Consider the following 17,728-nt stretch of genomic DNA (forward strand, 5'->3'; position numbering starts at 1 on the left):
GCATTCTCCGAGGTTTTGGGGCTCTACAGGATAATGCGCCGTCTACTTTTCCATTGTCTCACATCATTTGTCCAATTCCGACTGGAGCCACGCTTTGGCGAATGTCCAGTGTCGATAGGCCGTGGCTCGCGATACGCCCAACACGTCGGCGGCTTCCTCAATCGAAAGTCCGACAAAGTATCGCAACCGGACGACTTCAGCCGCCTCGGGTAGCTGTAATGCCAGCCGTTCGAGGGCTTCATCGAGGCTGAGAAGTCTTTCGGGACTCTTGTTCAGCGGAATGGCGATGTCTTCGAGTTCAACTCGTTTTCGATCACCGCCTCTCTTGAGCCTCAATTTTCGCCGAGCTGCTTCCACAAGTATCCATTGCATAGCAGTCGAGGCGGCCGCGAAGAAGTGACGCCGGTTTTCCCAACACTCATTGGTATTCCGCCCCGTCAATCGCAGATAGGCTTCATGCACTAATGCCGTTGCCTGGAGTGTCTGACCGGGCTTTTCGTGCGCTAGCTTTGCAGCCGCGAGGTTGCGAAGTTCTTCGTAAACCAACGGTAGCAGTTCCTCGGCGGCGGAGGGATCGCCTTGCTCGATCTGCGACAAGATTTGCGTGACGTCGGCCATGGAGCCAAGTATAGCAGACGGCCGTCGGAGAGACTCCAACGGGCAGAACGCTGAGGTCTTTGCTGCTGAGGTCGCGACACCGCCGGCAATTTGCCGCCAGTGCAACTTGCGTCGGGTGCATCGCCCAACGCGCCGTAGGAAATGGCCAAACTTGCGTCGGTCGTGAGAACCTCTGTAATTACTCAGCCCGCCAGTCCCACCGAATTAGGGGGCAACGGCGACCTCTTTCGGGCCCCTGCCAACTCCCCACGGTGTGCATCCCCTCAGCGACCTGGCGGCCGAATTCCAGCCTTTCCAGGCGTGACTCGCAGAGGCACCCGAAGGCGAGTGTCCAAGTACCCAGTGGTGCTGTTACCTTGGTCGGAAAGAGGATATGGAAGACGGGCAAATCTGTGTCGTCTGGCTACGGTCGCTGTCTGCCGATTGGTTTCGAAAAGCAGTAAGACGCGAGTGTAAAAAATTCGCCGTAGAGTTTGCCAGATCGTGTGATCTAATGAAGGGGCGCGATGCTATCTATTCCGCGCCAGGGGACGGGAGAACCGTGTGGTTGCGGGAGAAAGGGAGGGCAGAAGCGTTTTGGGACAACTTCGAGTTTTGGGCCACCTTGGGAGTTTTGGGGCCAGCACGCTGAGTGGCTGGGGACTACTCTCGGAGTTTTGTCCCACCCTGCGGTTGGTTTGCCCTGGAAAACAAGTGGTTTCACCACTTGGGGGGTGACCAAAACCCGCTGGGTTTTGGGCCCATGGATGCGGATGGGGGATGTTGTGGAACAACTCGGGGGTGACCAAAACGCCGAGCGTCAGCGGGGTGGTTATTCCTCGGGCTGGGTGGCTGGCTCGTCCGTGGGCTCGGGCGGCGCCTCTGCTGCGGGGGGCGGTTGCTTGGCGTTGTCGAATTCTGGCGAGTTGACCCGGAAGTGGAGCAGTTTCCACTGGCCGGCTTCGTCCTTGAGCGTCGCCATGATGGTGCCGGGCCCTTTTTCGAATTCGGCGTTGTACGTCACTTCGATGGTGGAGTCGGAATTGTGTTGTTGAATGTTGAACGATTGAAGTGTTTTCGACTGCAGCTTGCCGAGCCGGGTGGCGATGGTGTCGCCCAGCTCCTGGAACTGCTGACGGCTGGTGACAGCGCGGAACTCGCTGGTGGTCATCGTGTCGTAAGCCTGGCCCATGGTGTCGCCTTCGATGGCCGCGAACACCGCGTCGATTTGCGGATCGGCCGTCTTCGTGGCGTTGGAGAACCCCCAGTAGATCAAGCCGCCGCACAACGCAAGGCACACAATCCCCAGCACCACGATGACGACGATTACGACAACAACGGTGTTTCCCGGACGCATGGTGGTGGGTCCTGCTTTCAGAGGGTTACGTACTGTCCGCACCGGCCGTGGTGCCAGCGCCAATATAACGCTCGGCCAATGGGGGCTGCAAACTGCATGGTCGCCATCCGATCGCAGGAGGTTTGCTGGAGGAATTGCCTGGCGCGCATGGCGAGCATTGCTGGCGATGCGATGCTGGGAATGCAGTGAATTTACCGCAGAAATCCGAGAAAATTCCTTGGTTGGTGTAGTGCCACGAGTATAATCGCGGGCGACTCGTCAGGCGGTTGTGCGTCGTCAGCAGTCTTAGGCAACTGCTCGAACGCCGCGGTTATCGATCGTCCCCCTTGCGTACCTGGTGCGAACTGGCTGAGACCAGGTGGATCACGGACCCATACGCGAGGTCAACGGAACAGATTCTAATTAGCTGGTGGTGCGCTGCGGGGTTGCTGCAGTTGTCGCATCGCTGGCCATAGTTGTCCTCAGTCAGCCCGGCTGTAGCGCCAGGTAGAAAGAGCTGGACTATGCCTCGTACTTACAGTGTTGTCTTGATGTTGCTGCTGACCTTCGCCAGCTCGGCGATGGGCACGGGCGTGCCGTACGTGTTGCTGCAGGGGGTCGACCGCGATCACGGCGACGACGACATCATGGACGAGCGGGTTAGCGGATTCACGATTCGGGTATCGTGGCGAAAGCTGCACAACGAAGGGTTCGCCTGGCTGGATGAGCAGATGGCGCGGGGCGAGCAGCTCGATCGCGATATCCAACTTCGCGTGATGGGTGGGGTGAATTCGCCACTCGACTTGCCTGGCGTGAGCTACTATCCGTTGGAGATCGACGAAGGCACCGAGCCGGAACTGGCCCCCGTGCCTTGGGATCCGCAGCTATTGAACCAGTGGGAATCGTTCGTCGAGCAGTTGGGAAACCGATATGCCGACACGCCGCGCCTGACCAGCGTGCACCTGCCAGGCTTTGCCCGTTCCTCGGAGATGCACATGACGGACCAGGTGATGGCGCTGCCCGACTATTCGTCGCAGGCGCTGGCCGAAGCATGGGTGAACTTTGCCGATCCGGTGGTCGAGGCTTTTGACGATCAGAAGATCGTGCTGAACTACGCCACGCCGTCGCAGGCACACATGGACCACTCCGATTCGGACTGGGTACTGGACGAGCTGATTGCCCGGGCCGGCACGCGGGCAGCGTTCCAGGCCAATGACCTGAGTGCCCGAGTGACGTTGGATCGCAGCAAGTACGAGACCCTGTTGCAGTTGAAGGAGCAGGGTTACTCCGTTGGCTTTCAGATGGTGAGCGGCAGCCAGCAGATTCGCTTCGGGGGCGAATTCGAAGAAGCCGTGGCCACCGGACTGCAAGCCGGCGCCGAGTGGTTGGAGTTCTATGTGAACGACACCGAGTACATTCCCACCGCAGGCGACTACAACTACGACGGCATCGTGGACATTGCCGACTATGTCCGCTGGCGCAATACGCTGGGGTCGACCATTGACTTGAGGGCGGATGGTTCGGGGAACCGGATCGTCGATGCGGCCGACTACGATGTCTGGAAGTCGCAGTTCGGTGCATCCGGCGCGGCCGCAGGCTCGGGAGGCGTGTCGCTGGTGCCCGAGCCGTCGATGGTTGGGTTATTAGCAACCGCGCTAGTGGCCGCGGGAGCGGCCTGCCGGGCACGATGGTTGACGTGGCGGCAACCGCGCTGATAGCCGGTCCACCACTGCCGGCGTGCGACATTGGCAGATTCTAGTGATCGTGGCGATTTCTTTGCCGCCGTTGGGGGATTCGCCTGGAAATGGCACCACGGTTGCACCCAGTTCCTTCTCTTCAGGCCGATGGGCACGCACCGCTTTGTGGAATGTTTCCCGGGCGGAGTCACCCCAGTCGGCAGTACTGAAAGAAGAGGAGGATTCGAAATGCAGAAGCTCACAGCAACCGAACTCGACCGTGTGAAGCAGCAAGGCAAGAAATTCCTGCTGGTCAATACTTTGGACGAGTCGAAATTCGATCAAACCAAGATCGAAGGGGCGGTGAACATTCCGCAGCAGAGCGACGACTTCGTGGATCGTGTGGAGCAGCAAGCGGGCGGTAAGGACCAGCCCGTCGTGGTGTACTGCGCCAGTACGGAGTGTTCGTCGTCGACGCAGGCTGCTGAGAAACTGGAGCAGGCTGGCTTTTCGAATGTGTACGACTTCGAAGCCGGCGTGGAAGGTTGGAAAGAAACCGGCCACCGTCTGGCCGGCGTGTGAGGGCCGCAGGCTCCGCCGCCCGACAACCACAAGCTGCCCAATCGGCTGAGCGAGTCTCCGCTGGTTGAGCAGCTTTGAGTTCAGCGACGCTAATTGAACAGATTTGACTCAACACAACGAATAAGGAGACCAAGACATGGTACGCAGTTTTACAACCCTGGCCGCCGTCGCCTCCCTGGCCCTACTGGTGGGCTGCGAAAACGAACCCGGCTCGATGCAAAGCGGGGACAACAACATGACGACTGAAAGCCCCGGCGAGGATCAAACGATTACGGCCGTATGCAAGCTGGAGCCCATTGGCGAGAGCGGCGCTGAAGGGTCGCTGAATTTCAAGCAAGAGGGGGACACGGTAACGATCACCGGCACCATCACTGGGCTCGAGCCTGGCATGCATGGTTTTCACGTTCATGAGACCGGCGACCTGTCCGACAAGCAGGCTGGCAAATCGGCCGGCGGGCACTTCAACCCCACCGACGCCCCGCATGGCAAGCCTGCGGATGAAAACCGTCACGTAGGCGATCTGGGCAACATCGAAGCGAACGACCAGGGTGTCGCCGATGTAGATATCGAGGACACCGTAATCAGCCTGGACGGACCCCAGACCATCGTCGGTCGGGCGATCGTGGTTCATGCTGGTGAAGACCAGTTCACCCAACCGACAGGCGATGCTGGAGCGCGCGTGGCGTTCGGTGTCATTGAGCAGTAAAGCCGACGCGGCAGCGATCCCGACCTGTGAGAAGGATGGGCCGGTGCCCGAGACTTAGGTAGCCTTGCGGGCTTCCACCGGACGGTGAGCCTTGAGGCGATGGGCCGCACCATTGGCGAGCGAGATGTCGGGCTGGTCGAGGAATGTGTTGAGTTGTGAAAACTCGACCAGCTCGGCCAGACCGGCTTCGGCCATTTCGCGACCCGAGACGTACCGTCCAGGCGTGATCCAGTTCGACATGGTGTCGTGCGATACCTGGAACAGGTCGGCCAGCAGCTTGTCCATGTCCTTTTCGAGCGTCCCGAAATGGCGCGCCCATTCGGCAGCTTCGGCCAGGCCCACGTTCTCTTCGCTTTGCCACCGCATAGGATGGAACAATAGAACGCTGAACGGCGTGACGACGCGGCGCTGGCACGCGGCGAAGGGCCAGAGCGCGGCGCTAGAGCACTCGCCCGTGACGATGCCGGTGACGTTGAGCCGACGAATGCGGATGAGCGTCATCAGGCTCATGGCGCAGTAGGGGCTTCCACCGGGCGAGTCGAAGTAGATGGTGCAGCTGCCGCCGGGCTCAATTCCCAGCAGCTTATCAGTTAACTCGGACTCGTTGTCGGTGAGGTCCCCAACGATGGCGATTTCCAGCGGCCCCTCGTCTTGCTGTTCGTCCTGGTGTTCCTGACCTGCCATCTACAATGTTCCCCTAAATCGGCTATCGAATGAGACAAGCGAAATGCGACCGATGGGGCCGCCTTACAATTCTGCCCCGTATTCAAGCCTTCATTTTACGAGACGGGGAGATTTTCCGCCATGGATTGTTGGGAAGCCGGGGGCCGAAAATCCTTTGCCAGCCGGCAAATTCGGCCTAATTGGTGCCGCCGTTGCGCGGAACCGGACATCTGGGACCCAAATGCTGGTAAAGGAAGGCGTCAAACCAGCGCAAATCGCTGGTATTTCTTCATTTACGGCCCTCTCCGCAATATACTGAAACAGGGGGGAAGAAGTGCAAGGAGGACGACTGGCAGGGTAGTGACATGTAGCCAGGTGCCACGGGCGGTACAAATCCAGGCTGCCATGGCTGAAGAGCATTTCGAATTTGTAATCGCAAGGTTTTGTCGAACGGGATCATGGGTATTCGCTTCGCCTGCCCGAATGGCCATCCACTGCATGTAAAAGCCGAATTGGCTGGCAAGCGTGGCATCTGCCCCGAGTGCCAGGTGCGGTTTGTCATTCCACAGCCAACAGGACAATCCAGTTCGGCACCGTCGCCAGAACCGGCCCGTCAGGCTGCCGCCAAGCCCTCGGGGGCTCTTCAGCAGCCAGATTCCGCTGCGAATCCGGCCGTGGCGACCGCTGCAAAGTCGTCGGCCGCAGCGCCCGCTTCGCCGACTCCGGCCCCCGTCGCTGCACCTCCTCAGCCCTCGGCTGCACCGTCATCCTCGCCCCCTGCCCCGACCGATCCATCGCTGCCGCCGACCTCGGCACCGGCAGAACAGCCGTTATGGTACGTTCGACCTGCCTCGGGTGGACAGTTTGGCCCGGCCGACGACGCCCTGGTGCATCAATGGGCGGGCGAAGGCCGTCTGGCAGCCGACAGCTACGTGTGGCGGACCGGCTGGCCCGATTGGCGACTTGCCAGCGCAGTGCCGGAGCATTTCCCCCAATTGGCCAGCACAGCGGCTCCCACCACTGCGATACCTCCGACAAACGACTACAATGAGGCCAATTCGTCCGGCGGCACCTCCTCGCCCGAGGCAGCCGACGTTTCGCTGGCCACCGCCCGGTACCGCCGGCGAAAGATGCGCTCGAAGCGTAGCCAGCAATTGGCCGCGGCGGTACTGATCCTGCTAACCATAATCCTGGCAGGAGTGCTGGTTTGGGTGCTGGCCAGCAGTACCAGCGAGCCCGACGCGGACAACGCGGTTCCACCCCCCACCACAGAACAACCCGCCGCGCCTGCGGACGCCGCCACGAACGAGGCGGATGAGCCGGCCATGGAGGATGGCGAGATGGACGACAACGAGGCAATGGACGCCGCCGACCAGTAAAGTTCGCCCGCAAGGCGAACGCTTCCCCGGCCGCTTCAGGTGTCGAGTGAGTTAGTCGACCTGAAAGCTTGGTGTGTCAGGAAGTGACCTTTGCCCCATAGCTTGAGAATCCCAATGACATCGCAATGCTGCAAGCAAGCAATATCGCTACTGGTGATGGCAGGGTGCCTGCTCGTTTTCAACTCGCCAGCCACCGCGGCGCAAGACGAGGTCGCCGCCAAGCCGAACGAGGTGGACGTGCCCGAAGCCACCGAAGATGCTACGCAGGAAGAGTCCGACGAAGCCACCAAGCCGGACGAACCCAAGCTGCAAACCTTGTTGGTGAAAGATAGACGGTTGCGGCTCAAGGTGCCTGCTCGCTGGAAGGTCGTGAAACCTCGCAACAATGTTGTCGAGCTGGAACTCTCGATCTCGCCGCTCGACGAGAAGGATCAACCGCCAGTGGATCCGGCAGACGAAAGGTCGCCACCGCGGCGAGGACGGATGACCGTGATGGGGGCGGGGGGCGACGTCGACACGAACATCCGCAACTGGATAGGGCAATTCCGCTTAGGCCGCGACGCCGATGGAAAAGACGCCATGCGACGCGATCGCCGCCGACTCCGCGGGGCAATTGCCCACGTACTGGATATCACCGGCACCTATTTCGACAGCCCGCACGGACAACGAGGTCCGAAGGTCGAACTGCCCGACTACCGAATGCTGGGCGCGGTGATCGAGATCGAAGGGGCAGGCAGCTACTACGTGAAGTTCTACGGCCCCGCCAAGATTGTCGAGGAGAATCGCGAGGCATTCGAAGAGATGCTCTCGAGCCTCGAGATCGCTCCGGAGCCGATTGAAGAGCCGGCCCCAGAAGCTGACCCCCAAGAGAGCTAGTGTCTGGACTTGCTCGTGGTTTGTCCTGTACAAATCTGCCTTTCAACCACAGCCGGGACCCCCGCTGCCAATAGACCATGCAAACTTCGCCACCGATGGATCGGGAATCTCTGCTGCTGGCACCGTACGCGATGCGAAGCGAGCATTCGGCAGGGCGAAAGTACCCTGAGACGTCGCACCCCTATCGCTCTGCATTTCAGCGCGATCGCGACCGCATTACGCATTGCGCGGCCTTTCGTCGGTTGAGCCACAAAACACAGGTCTTTACTGGTGAGTTGGGCGATTACCACCGGAGCCGGCTGACGCACACGCTGGAGGTCGCTTCCATCGCTCGCACGATGGCCCGGGCACTCGCCCTGAATGAAGACTTGGTAGAGGCCCTGGCTCTGATGCACGACATTGGCCACCCACCGTTCGGGCACGCTGGCGAGGATGTGCTGGACGAGCGGCTGGCGGGGCTCGGGGGGTTCAATCACAACGCCCAGGCACTGCGTATCGTGGAGCAGCTGGAGATTCGCTACCCGAAGTTTCCCGGTCTCAATTTGTCGCAGGAAGTGCTGGAGGGGCAGCGGCGCCGAGCCAACAAAAGCGAAATGGCGACCGCCGCTGCATCGCAACCGCCGCTAGAAGTGCAAGTGGTAGACGCCGCCGATAGCGTCGCCTACGACGCCCATGATGCCGACGACGCCTTGGAACTGGGGCTGCTAACACTGGATGAACTAAATGAGATCACCCTCTGGCGTGAGGCGGCCGAGCGAGTGCGCGACAGGTACGACGGACTGACGAACCTCGAGCTACGCCGGGCTGTGATTCATGAGCTTATCGACGCGGCCGTGAGCGACATGGTAAAGCTCGCCGAGTCGCGGATCGAACAGCTCGAAATCTCGAGCGTGGACGAGGTTCGGAGTGTGCCACCGCTGCTCACTCCCCCCAGCGGCATGGCCGAAAAGAAGCAAGAGCTGCAATCGTTCTTGTTCCAGCGAGTGTATCGGCATGCCGATGTGCTGGCGCAACGCGAGACAACCAACCACGAACTGGGGCGTCTGTTCGACCACTACCTGAAGCACCCGCAACGATTGCCGACGTTTTACGAGCGGATTGCCGGCGAAGCGGGTTTGCCACGGGCCGTAGCCGACTGGGTATCGAGCCACACCGATCGATCGGCCCGGGAGGCCTACCAGCAACTATGATTCGTATCGCCATCACCCAGCCCGACATCCGGCCGTACCGTCTGCCGGTTTATAACTTGCTGGCCGCACAGCCGGATATCGAGGTGACCCTGTTCGCCGATCAGGCCAGCGACGCTCCGAATCCGGTGCCCGACACGGTGAAGTTCGGCTTCGAACATGCCAATGTTCGCAATCGGCGCATCGGGCCAGCGGCGTTTCGCGAGCATCCCGCACAAATCGAGGTGGTCGACCCCGATCGATTCGACCTGTTGATTCACTCCTGGAACCCCAGGTACCTGACACTTCGTCCCGCGTTGAAGAAGGCAAAGCGAGCGGGGCTGCCGACCGTGGCCTGGGGACATGGTTATTCGAAGAGCGACACCTGGCTGCGGACCTGGATGCGAAATCGACTTGGCCGCCTCGCCACCGGAGTCATGCTCTATACGCATCCCGTGGCCGAGAGGCTGGTCAGCGAGTATGGATTCGATCGCGAGCGAGTGTTTGTCGCCCAGAACGCCATCGACCAGACTCCCATCCAGCAAGCTCGCCAGTCGTGGCTCGCCAGGTCGGCGGAATTGGCTGCGTTTCAGGCCGAGCAGCGACTCGATCCGTCGCGTACCGTCGCGTTCGTCTCGCGACTGCGAGACGAGAATCGACCCGATCGACTGCTGCGGGCGATAGCCAATGGACAAAGCGAGCTTCCCGGACTCACCGCGGTAGTGGTGGGAGATGGTCCGGAGCGATCCAACCTGGAGGCTCAAGCTCGCGAGCTGGGAATCGTCGATCAGGTGCGGTTCGCAGGAGCTGTTTACGACGAACACGACCTGGCTCCCTGGCTTCTTTCCAGCGGCGTGTTTTGCTATCCGGAGAACGTTGGTTTGAGCTTGCTGACCGCCTTGGGGTTCGGCTTGCCGGCCATCACCTCCGACGATATTGAAGCACAGAATCCGGAGATCGTGGCACTCAAGCCGGGTGAGAATGGCCTGCTGTACCCGTATGGCGACGAACCCGCCATGACAAACGCGATTGTTCAAATCCTGTCGGATGCGCAGGTGCGCGAAAGAATGGCTGCCGAAGCCCTGCGTACGGTGACCGAGGAGTTCACTCTGCCGACCATGGTGCAAGGATTTCTGGACGCCACGCGGCTGGTCGACGGAGTGCAGCGAACGGTTTGCGTGCCCGAGTGAAACCATTGATAGTCGTTTCCCGCTTTCCCCACCCATCGAACGACCCCCAACTAGTATGCGACTGCCCGATTTTCTAATCATTGGTGCAATGAAGTCGGGAACGACTGGCTTGTTCTTCGATGTCTGCGGCCACCCCCAGGTGTACATGCCCGTCAACAAGGAACCGCACGCTTTGTGCGACGACAAAGTGTTGACAGAAGCAGGCAAGCAGGAGTACGCGGACCTGTACGTGGCAGCTGGAGCGGACCAACTAGTGGGCGACGCCTCGACGGGATACAGCAAGCTGCCCGATCGGCCGGGCGTGGTGGAGCGAGCGGTTGCCGTACTGCCAGAGGATTTTCGTGCGATTTATATCATTCGCGAGCCGATTTCACGAATCATCAGCCAGCACTATCACGAGTTTTCCCGGGGATTGGTTGGGGCTGATATCAATGCCGTAGTGCGCGAGCATCCGCGGTATCTCGACTTCAGCCGCTATGCCTGGCAATTGCGGCCCTGGGTCGAAGCGATTGGCCGCGACCGGATTCGCGTGGTGTTGTTCGAGCAGTACAAGAGCAGCAGGTCGGCGGTGGTGGCAGAGACCTGTCGGTTTCTGGGGCTCGACCCCGACGAGAGGCCTGCCATCGACGAACAGGAAGTGTTCAACGCTGGCGATGGCAAGCCGGTGCCAGGCCCAATCTGGAATGCCATCCGGGGCAACAAAATGTACCAGAAGTTGGTCAGGCCGTTGGTCTCGTCGCGGGCCCGCCATCACCTTCGCAAGTACTTTATGCGCAAGGCTCCACCTCGCCCGACGCCACCCTCCGCGGAAACCATCGCGTGGTTACAGCAGGAGCTGGCGAACGACCGCGAGGAACTCGCTGCGCAGTGGGACATCTCGCCTTGGGGCGATGTCCCAGCGAACTGACGAGGTTACCGTCTGTTAGTCCGACACGCGCCGAGGGCGAAACTGGAAATCGGTGGGAGAGGCCGTATCGGGTTTACGGCGGCGGAGTGCGAACAGATTGGTGTTCACGTACTCCGGACCGCTCGTGATGGGATAGACCAAGCCTGTGCCAAATATCAAGCGTCCCGCCCAGCAGAACAACAGCATCGCGACGAGCGCCCCCACGATCTGCATAGTGAACGTACCAATATCGCCGCGGCACCAACCAAACAGGTGACCGGACATAGCGGCAAAGCAGGCCAACAGGTACGCATTTCGGGGTTGGCGAACCAGCAACTCGTCCCAGTAGCGCAAACAGAGCGCCATTACTACGCCGTAGAAGACCAGCATATGCAGGCCGCCTTCGTGATAGCCGTGGCCAACGATGCCAGGTCCCCAGGTCGCCCTTGTTCCCTTGGCTCGCGCCGTCTTGGGCAAGGTATATCCCAGCCCCAAGGGCTTATCAGGCCAGAAAGCGCGGGGTATCCAGTTCGTGGCAACAAAGATCACGGAGTGGAACGGTTCGGTCTCGTGGTCGGTTGTGTACAGATGAATTGCCGTAAGGGACGTCTGTGCCGCATTCTGCCCTAACATCGAATCCAAGCCCGATGTGTCGAACACCAGCGAGGGCAGCTTCGACAGTGCTTCCATAGCATTGCCGACGTTTCGCTCTTGCATCTCGCCTCGGCGATCAAAATGGCGAATGGCTGAGTATCCCAGCAGCACCGCAAACGAAACGGCGAATACAGCGCCGAGCAGTACGGTGTTGGTCAGCCAGTTCTTGTACCGCAGGGAAAACCAATACCAGCAAATGGGGATCGCCATCAGCACGCCCAGCATGGTGCGGCGACCTCCGCCACTCAGAATCGACAGCATCATGCTCAGCAGCAGCACACCGGCGAGCGTAGCCACCAAAATCAAGTTCTTTTTCGATTGAAACCAAGCAGCAAACACCAGGGCTACCGGAATGATGATCGCTTTGTTGCCCACCTGAAACAGAAACTGGGCCAGACCTTGGATGTTCGGTGCCAAGAAGCCTAGAACCGAGAGAGTCACGGCTCCCAAGGTCATGAAGTACAGCACGCCAGGCGTGGCAGCCGGCCATTTGCGCAGGGTCCGACCAGCGAGCTTGCGAGGCAGCTTGATAACCGCGTAAGCGAGCAGGAACGCCGCAAAAAACGTAAATGCCCCTGCCACGAAATATTGGTAGTCGCGACGCTCGAACTCGAGAATCCGGAATATTTGTGGCGAGTAGGCCGCCTTTAGGCCGGCAATACCGACGTAGTTGATGCCCCCCAGCAGGAATACATTCTTGGCGGTAACCAAGTCGCTCGTACCACGAAGGAATGGCACAAGTACTACCAAGCCCAAGACGATAATGAGCCCCCAACAGCCGGGGATGAGGATTGTCTCGGGAGCCATGGATCTAACGAAGCAAGTCTGATAGGGGGGTGGTTGGGCGGATTGAGACGACGTACCTCTCTCCGGCCGCTTGTTTCAGTGTACGTCATGCATAGCGGTCGAGGCCACCGCGGTAGAAAGTTACACTGCCGCAAAACCGGCATAAACCGCACTGCTGGACCCTGCCGCTGGTCACCAACATCGCCGTTCGGCCGGCCGGCAACGTGCGGACACTCTGTTTGCCCCCAATGTCTGGTGCAGGAAGCGGCAGCAAGTACTCAGCGCGAACCGCGTAATGGGCTAATTCGGTTGCCTGCAGCAGCAGCGGCAGGGCTCGCAGACTGCTAGCACCAGCCGTATTGCACTTCTCACAAAGTGGCTACACCGGGTACATTTCAGCTCCTCGCCCTGCGGGGGGAGTGCGCCTTTGCCCCCCCGAGTGAGTGCCCCCTCCAAGGATGGATCCCCATGCACGCACCGCCCCGTATTCTGATTGTTCGCCTCACAGCCATGGGCGACGTGATCCACGGATTGCCCGTGGCTACCGCCCTGCGCCGCCACTTTCCGGAGGCCATGATCGCCTGGGCGGTCGAGGGCCGGGCTGCTGAGTTGATCGAAGGTCATCCCGACTTGGACGCCGTGGTGAAGCTGCCCCGTCGATGGTGGCGCTCAGTCCACACAGCACGAACGGTCCGCCGGCAGCTGCGGGAGCTGAACTTCGATATCTCCGTCGACTTGCAGTGCCTTACCAAAAGTGCCGTGGTTGCCTGGATGAGCGGTGCCAAACGCCGGCTGGGCGTTGCCGGCCGCAACGGGCGTGAGCTGAGCAAGGTGCTGAACAACGAGCTGACCGACGTGCGGGCGTCGCATGTGGTGGAACACTATCTGGGGATCCTCGAGCCGCTGGGAATCGTGCAGCCCGATGTGGAGTTCCGGATGCCCGAGCGATCGGAAGACGCCCGATATGCCATCGAAACACTGGCCCGGGCATCGGTCACCGGTCAGCGATTCGCCGTGCTGAATCCCGGTGCTGGCTGGCCCTCGAAACTGTGGCCGGCCGAACGCTACGGCGAGCTTGCTCAGCACCTGTGGACCGAACACGGTCTGAAAAGTCTGGCCGTCTGGTGTGGTAGCGACGAGCGTCAACTGGCTCGGAAGATTGTCGATACCAGCAGCGGAGCCGTGGAGTTGGCCCCCTCGACCACCATGCCGCAGCTAGCCGCCATCACTCGCCGGGCGGCGATGTTTATCGGCTCCGACACTGGGCCCATGCACCTGTCGGTGGCCGTTGGCACCCCCACCATCAGCCTGCACGGCACCAGTCGTGCCGAATGGTGTGGCGCGTACGGCCCTTCGCATATCCGCCTCCAGGCCTTCTATCAGGACGGTTCCGCCCGCGAGCGGCGTCAGGCCGACAATACCGCCATGCGGGCCATCGATGTGCCGATGGTCGCCCAGGCGTGCGATCAATTACTCGGGCGAAAGAACAATCTGGCCAAGGCCTCGTAGTATAATAGGTTGCGGGCCCCCGTTTTGCCCCTGGCTCGATTCAGGCTCTCCGCGCGGGCGGACCCGTGCCTCGGGGATCGGCGAAACCAGATTCGACCACATCGATTGGACTAACCGTGAATGTTGCTCACCGTGCCCAAGTCCTGGGCCGGCCATGCTGGTGCGCACGCCCAATAGCAGGGGTCGCGGTGATGTGTTTCGCCGCACTGGTCACCGGCCATCATCGTGCCGCGGCCCAATTGCCGGCCGAGCTCCTTCCCGATATGCGGCCCTCGCAGTTGCAGTTGAACGTCTGCAAGGACACACCGCTCGGCGTGGTCCAACCAGGGGGCGACATCACCGAGGCCCTGCAGTGGGCTTGCGATCATGCCCATGAGTTCCAGCAGCCGATTGTGATCCCGGCCGGCGAGTTTCTGATTTCTGATACGATTACCACGCCGTACCGCGCGGGCTTTACTCTGCTCGGTTCCGGCGCGTCGCATGGTATAGAGCACCCTCGGCTGCGCGGTGTTTACACGCATCTTCGCTGGGCGGGCGATGAGGGGGGCGTCATGATTCGTCACCAGGCGGGCTTCGCGCGCGTGGGCAACTTCCTGCTGGACGGCCGTGGCAAAGCGGCGATTGGTCTCCTGGTGAGCGGCGCTGCCAAAGGCCTCGGTACCAGTAAAACCATCTTCGAGCCAATCGTGGGGGAAGGATTCGACCACTTGGTGCAGATTGGTAAAACCCAAAACACGCCGAACTGCGACAACATGCAGTTCCGGTGGCTCGAGGGCAAAGAGTGCAAGTCGTCCGTCTTACACATGGTCAACAAGATGGGGATGGACATCGTGGTCAATCACTTGCGGAACTACAATCCCGGTAGCGAACAGGTGGGCCTGTTGGTCGATGGGGGTGGGCAACTGTGGGTGCAATCGAGCCTGACCACATCGCCGGGCACGTTGGTGAAGTTCAACAAGGACGCAGGTGTTGGCAGTCACAACGGGTTCTACCGCTTCAGCCAGACTAAGGTCGACGCCCAGGCTCGGGACGGGTTTACGCTGGTCGACAGCGACTGTCCCAATCAGATTCGGCTGCTGTTCGATGGGGGGATCAATTCGTCGGACGGCATGCGGATCAAATTACTGGGTTCCAACTTCCTGCACCTCACCGACTTCTCATCGCACTACACATCCATCACGGGGAAGACTCACCGAGGATGGGGGACGCCCGCCGTCTTGGTCGAGGCGTGCCGATGCTGGGATAACCCCGCGGAAAAAATCACCGGTAACGTGAATCTGCGAATGCGAGACTGCACGGACTGGCGGAGCCAATGGCTGGACGATTTCGATTCGCAGGCAGCGTCCAAGCCAGCAGGCCAGGCAAGCGACCCTTAGCCGGCCACCGACTCGTACACTTCTGACAGATCGGTGACGAACTTCGGCCAGTTGAATCGTTCGCGGCAGCTTTCGTTGCCCCGGCGGCCCATCGCCTGGCTGCGAGTACGGTCGCCCAACAGTTCGAGGATCGCCTCGGCCAACTCCGGTGGCGACTTTGGCGGAACCAGCAAACCGGTTTCACCATCGACCACGATTTCTGGCGCGCCGCCGGCTCGGCAGGCGATCACCGGCAGGTCGCACAATGCCGCTTCGATGTACACCAGGCCGTAGGGCTCGCGGTGCGAAGGCAGCGCCATCACGTCCACCGCTCGCATCATGTCGGGCACATCGCGGCGGAATCCCATCAAGCGGAACCGGTCGGCGAAACCACGTTCGGCGATGCCACGGGTCAGTTCCTCGCGCAGCATGCCATCGCCAAAGCACCAGAACTGGGCGTTTGGCATCTCGCGCAGTACCCGCTCGGCCGCCACGATCAGCTCGCGGTAACCCTTCTTGATCGACAGGTGAGCGAATGTCCCCACGACCGGCGTGTCTTCGTCCACGCCGAATTCACGACGCACTTCCGCGCGGCTTCGGGTGGCCACCATGTCGGCGGGCTCGACCGGAAGCTGCAGCGCTGTGATGCGATTGGGCTCGAACCCCTTCTCGATCAGGTCGTCTTTCACCGCGTTCGAGCAAGTCACCAGATGAGTCTGCCCGCGGTGCCAGTGCGCGGAGGTAAACCCCTGCACGTGCCCCACGGTCGGCAGACCACCGAACCGTTCCAGCCAACAGCACCACCAGCTGGCGGTCGACAAGTGCGAGGCAATCAGTCGGGCGCCCATCTTGCGGGCCGAAGCCGCCAACCGCGATACGGCCAGCAGATTCACTTTGCCACCGATGCCGGCTGGTTCGAAGTCGACCCCTGCAGCGCGAAATTCACCCACGGCCGGGCTGTCGCGATTCAGCAGCAAGCGGTGATCGATCGATCCACCTTCGGCATGCTTCAAGAATCGCGTCAGGAACATCTCGGCGCCGGCCATCCGCGACGGAGTGATGGCGTGCATCACCGTTAACTTGTCGATGGCCGATTGGCTGGTGGGCCGCAGTTGGCGGCGGCTATGAACGGCAGCTACCTTGGCAATGCTCATGATTGTGCTTCGAGTTCTCTGCGAGCCGGGCCATGGTTGGCCTCGGTCGTGTAGGAAGTGGTGATTGGTCGTTAGCCCGCCTTCCGCAGTCCCTTATACAGGTACGGATTCAGCGAGGGGTCGTTGTACATCTTCATCTGGCGATAGACCCGCAGCATCTTCTCGCCCGATTTCAATTCGTCCAAAAGCTCCACCAGCGACTGCGACAGGTCCGCGTGCTGCAGGTGGCAACGGGCGATCTTTTCACCCACGCTTTGGCGGTGCAACTGGTCGACGTCGGTGCGGTCGAGTTGCTCGTTCATGTGGTAGATTCGCAGCGACATGATCGACAACCGGTCGATCGCACTGCCGGGCGTTTCGGTGTTGAGCCGCGCGCCGGGCTCCGGTTTCACGTCCGCGTCCGCCAGCAGGTCCAACAGCGCCTCGTCCATGCGCTCGATGTAGTCGTTGCGATTCTGGTTGTAGCCATCGATCGCTCGTTTGACCTGAGCGATCCGCTCGTCCCCCACCTCGGGGCTGCGGGCGATGTCCTCTTCGTGCCACAGCAGGAAGTTGAATTGGTGCTGCTGGCACACGGTGTTCATCAAACCGTCGTACGGATTATCGGGATCGACCTGATGCCAGCGGGCAACGGTGTCGTGCTGCAACTGGGTGATTTGTTGAACGAGCGCCTGGGAATCGAACGGCATAACAAGCTTCCTTGCGTGTGCTGCCTCGGAGGACAAATTAGGTGTGAGAAATAGAGAAAGCTGGCGGAGTCTACGCCGCGAGCCAGCAGCCAGCAAGGCGGATTCACCGCCGGGTGCTAGCACTCCGGGGCATTTGTTTTGGCCGTTTTGTCGCAGCGTTGCGGCAAATCGATTCCCTGCGACAAAACTCCCCCTGCGACAATTCCATTGGTGTTCGTAAGTCTTTCCTAGGTAGTCATTTACGTAAGCCATCGATGGTGAGGGAGATTGAGTTGTTGCGCGCGATTTGCCGCAGGTGCGACAAAACCCCATTGTGGCCGTTTGCTCCGCAAACGAGCGCACTCGTCGAGTGGCTACGCTCGCCAGAGCGTGGACCGCCCCTCGTTCGAATAGAACGCCTTGGGAAGCACGTGCTTCTGGAAATCATCCACCGTCTGGCGACGGTAGCTACGCCGGGGTGCCTGGGGTCGAGCTCCGCGAGCCCCCAGCTTCCGTATTGCCAACCCCGAATTGTCCCACAGCCC

The 17,728-nt window shown here is 60.6% G+C and carries 16 protein-coding genes; 10 read left to right on the top strand and 6 right to left on the bottom strand.

Annotation, left to right across the window (positions count from 1 at the left end; genetic code table 11):
• Positions 1-63: 63 nt before the first annotated feature.
• Both NG895_RS04650 and NG895_RS04655 read right to left on the bottom strand, forming a co-directional pair.
• Entirely contained in the window at positions 64-618 is a 555-nt protein-coding gene (locus NG895_RS04650; protein WP_252851286.1) for an ECF-type sigma factor, read from the bottom strand.
• Between the two features lie 811 nt (positions 619-1,429).
• Positions 1,430-1,954: a hypothetical protein gene (locus tag NG895_RS04655; protein WP_252851287.1), complete on the bottom strand. Its 525-nt coding sequence runs from the start codon at positions 1,952-1,954 to the stop codon at positions 1,430-1,432.
• A gap of 503 nt (positions 1,955-2,457) precedes the next feature.
• Here NG895_RS04655 and NG895_RS04660 point away from each other — a divergent pair.
• The 3 genes from NG895_RS04660 to NG895_RS04670 all read left to right on the top strand — a co-directional run bounded on the left by NG895_RS04660 (position 2,458) and on the right by NG895_RS04670 (position 4,897).
• The gene (locus tag NG895_RS04660; protein ID WP_252851288.1) at positions 2,458-3,648 is read left to right on the top strand and encodes a hypothetical protein; all 1,191 of its coding nucleotides are present in this window, start codon (positions 2,458-2,460) and stop codon (positions 3,646-3,648) included.
• A gap of 210 nt (positions 3,649-3,858) precedes the next feature.
• Positions 3,859-4,191 (top strand): rhodanese-like domain-containing protein, encoded by a 333-nt coding sequence (locus NG895_RS04665; protein WP_252851289.1) that lies wholly within the window; start codon positions 3,859-3,861, stop codon positions 4,189-4,191.
• Between the two features lie 136 nt (positions 4,192-4,327).
• Positions 4,328-4,897, top strand: coding sequence for a superoxide dismutase family protein (locus NG895_RS04670; protein ID WP_252851290.1), 570 nt, complete (start codon positions 4,328-4,330; stop codon positions 4,895-4,897).
• A 54-nt stretch (positions 4,898-4,951) separates the two neighbouring features.
• On the opposite strand, the gene NG895_RS04675 is transcribed toward NG895_RS04670, so the two are convergent.
• Positions 4,952-5,581 (bottom strand): ATP-dependent Clp protease proteolytic subunit, encoded by a 630-nt coding sequence (locus tag NG895_RS04675; RefSeq protein WP_252851291.1) that lies wholly within the window; start codon positions 5,579-5,581, stop codon positions 4,952-4,954.
• Between the two features lie 437 nt (positions 5,582-6,018).
• Between NG895_RS04675 and NG895_RS04680 the strand changes: the two genes are divergently transcribed.
• The 5 genes from NG895_RS04680 to NG895_RS04700 all read left to right on the top strand — a co-directional run bounded on the left by NG895_RS04680 (position 6,019) and on the right by NG895_RS04700 (position 11,078).
• On the top strand, positions 6,019-6,939 hold the full coding sequence (locus tag NG895_RS04680; protein ID WP_252851292.1) for a DUF4339 domain-containing protein: 921 nt from the start codon (positions 6,019-6,021) through the stop codon (positions 6,937-6,939).
• Between the two features lie 114 nt (positions 6,940-7,053).
• Positions 7,054-7,815 carry a hypothetical protein gene (locus NG895_RS04685; protein ID WP_252851293.1) on the top strand — a complete coding sequence of 254 codons (762 nt, stop codon included), beginning with the start codon at positions 7,054-7,056 and terminating at the stop codon, positions 7,813-7,815.
• A 77-nt stretch (positions 7,816-7,892) separates the two neighbouring features.
• Positions 7,893-9,005: a dGTP triphosphohydrolase gene (dgt, locus tag NG895_RS04690; RefSeq protein ID WP_252851294.1), complete on the top strand. Its 1,113-nt coding sequence runs from the start codon at positions 7,893-7,895 to the stop codon at positions 9,003-9,005.
• The gene (locus tag NG895_RS04695; protein WP_252851295.1) at positions 9,002-10,171 is read left to right on the top strand and encodes a glycosyltransferase family 4 protein; all 1,170 of its coding nucleotides are present in this window, start codon (positions 9,002-9,004) and stop codon (positions 10,169-10,171) included. The genes dgt and NG895_RS04695 overlap by 4 nt, the downstream gene beginning before the upstream one ends.
• Positions 10,172-10,226: 55 nt before the next feature.
• Positions 10,227-11,078, top strand: coding sequence for a sulfotransferase domain-containing protein (locus tag NG895_RS04700; protein ID WP_252851296.1), 852 nt, complete (start codon positions 10,227-10,229; stop codon positions 11,076-11,078).
• Positions 11,079-11,093: 15 nt separating this feature from the next.
• Here NG895_RS04700 and NG895_RS04705 read toward each other — a convergent pair whose 3' ends face one another.
• Positions 11,094-12,518, bottom strand: a complete 1,425-nt coding sequence (locus NG895_RS04705) for a hypothetical protein (protein WP_252851297.1) — start codon at positions 12,516-12,518, stop codon at positions 11,094-11,096.
• Between the two features lie 447 nt (positions 12,519-12,965).
• Between NG895_RS04705 and NG895_RS04710 the strand changes: the two genes are divergently transcribed.
• On the top strand, positions 12,966-14,006 hold the full coding sequence (locus tag NG895_RS04710; RefSeq protein ID WP_252851298.1) for a glycosyltransferase family 9 protein: 1,041 nt from the start codon (positions 12,966-12,968) through the stop codon (positions 14,004-14,006).
• A gap of 191 nt (positions 14,007-14,197) precedes the next feature.
• Entirely contained in the window at positions 14,198-15,382 is a 1,185-nt protein-coding gene (locus tag NG895_RS04715; protein ID WP_252851299.1) for a hypothetical protein, read from the top strand.
• Here NG895_RS04715 and NG895_RS04720 read toward each other — a convergent pair.
• Together NG895_RS04720 and NG895_RS04725 are read right to left on the bottom strand one after the other, a co-directional pair.
• Positions 15,379-16,515 carry a glycosyltransferase gene (locus NG895_RS04720; RefSeq protein WP_252851300.1) on the bottom strand — a complete coding sequence of 379 codons (1,137 nt, stop codon included), beginning with the start codon at positions 16,513-16,515 and terminating at the stop codon, positions 15,379-15,381. The genes NG895_RS04715 and NG895_RS04720 overlap by 4 nt on opposite strands.
• Before the next feature lie 71 nt (positions 16,516-16,586).
• Entirely contained in the window at positions 16,587-17,204 is a 618-nt protein-coding gene (locus NG895_RS04725; protein WP_252851301.1) for a DUF4254 domain-containing protein, read from the bottom strand.
• Between the last annotated feature and the right edge of the window lie 524 nt (positions 17,205-17,728).

The organism is Aeoliella straminimaris (assembly GCF_024054565.1).
Lineage (GTDB): Bacteria > Planctomycetota > Planctomycetia > Pirellulales > Lacipirellulaceae > Aeoliella > Aeoliella straminimaris.

Coding starts and splice junctions, on each gene's coding strand:
- NG895_RS04650 (WP_252851286.1), bottom strand. CDS start 618: ATGGCCGACGTCACGCAAATCTTGTCGCAGATCGAGCAAGGCGATCCC.
- NG895_RS04655 (WP_252851287.1), bottom strand. CDS start 1,954: ATGCGTCCGGGAAACACCGTTGTTGTCGTAATCGTCGTCATCGTGGTG.
- NG895_RS04660 (WP_252851288.1), top strand. CDS start 2,458: ATGCCTCGTACTTACAGTGTTGTCTTGATGTTGCTGCTGACCTTCGCC.
- NG895_RS04665 (WP_252851289.1), top strand. CDS start 3,859: ATGCAGAAGCTCACAGCAACCGAACTCGACCGTGTGAAGCAGCAAGGC.
- NG895_RS04670 (WP_252851290.1), top strand. CDS start 4,328: ATGGTACGCAGTTTTACAACCCTGGCCGCCGTCGCCTCCCTGGCCCTA.
- NG895_RS04675 (WP_252851291.1), bottom strand. CDS start 5,581: ATGGCAGGTCAGGAACACCAGGACGAACAGCAAGACGAGGGGCCGCTG.
- NG895_RS04680 (WP_252851292.1), top strand. CDS start 6,019: ATGGGTATTCGCTTCGCCTGCCCGAATGGCCATCCACTGCATGTAAAA.
- NG895_RS04685 (WP_252851293.1), top strand. CDS start 7,054: ATGACATCGCAATGCTGCAAGCAAGCAATATCGCTACTGGTGATGGCA.
- dgt (WP_252851294.1), top strand. CDS start 7,893: ATGCAAACTTCGCCACCGATGGATCGGGAATCTCTGCTGCTGGCACCG.
- NG895_RS04695 (WP_252851295.1), top strand. CDS start 9,002: ATGATTCGTATCGCCATCACCCAGCCCGACATCCGGCCGTACCGTCTG.
- NG895_RS04700 (WP_252851296.1), top strand. CDS start 10,227: ATGCGACTGCCCGATTTTCTAATCATTGGTGCAATGAAGTCGGGAACG.
- NG895_RS04705 (WP_252851297.1), bottom strand. CDS start 12,518: ATGGCTCCCGAGACAATCCTCATCCCCGGCTGTTGGGGGCTCATTATC.
- NG895_RS04710 (WP_252851298.1), top strand. CDS start 12,966: ATGCACGCACCGCCCCGTATTCTGATTGTTCGCCTCACAGCCATGGGC.
- NG895_RS04715 (WP_252851299.1), top strand. CDS start 14,198: ATGTGTTTCGCCGCACTGGTCACCGGCCATCATCGTGCCGCGGCCCAA.
- NG895_RS04720 (WP_252851300.1), bottom strand. CDS start 16,515: ATGAGCATTGCCAAGGTAGCTGCCGTTCATAGCCGCCGCCAACTGCGG.
- NG895_RS04725 (WP_252851301.1), bottom strand. CDS start 17,204: ATGCCGTTCGATTCCCAGGCGCTCGTTCAACAAATCACCCAGTTGCAG.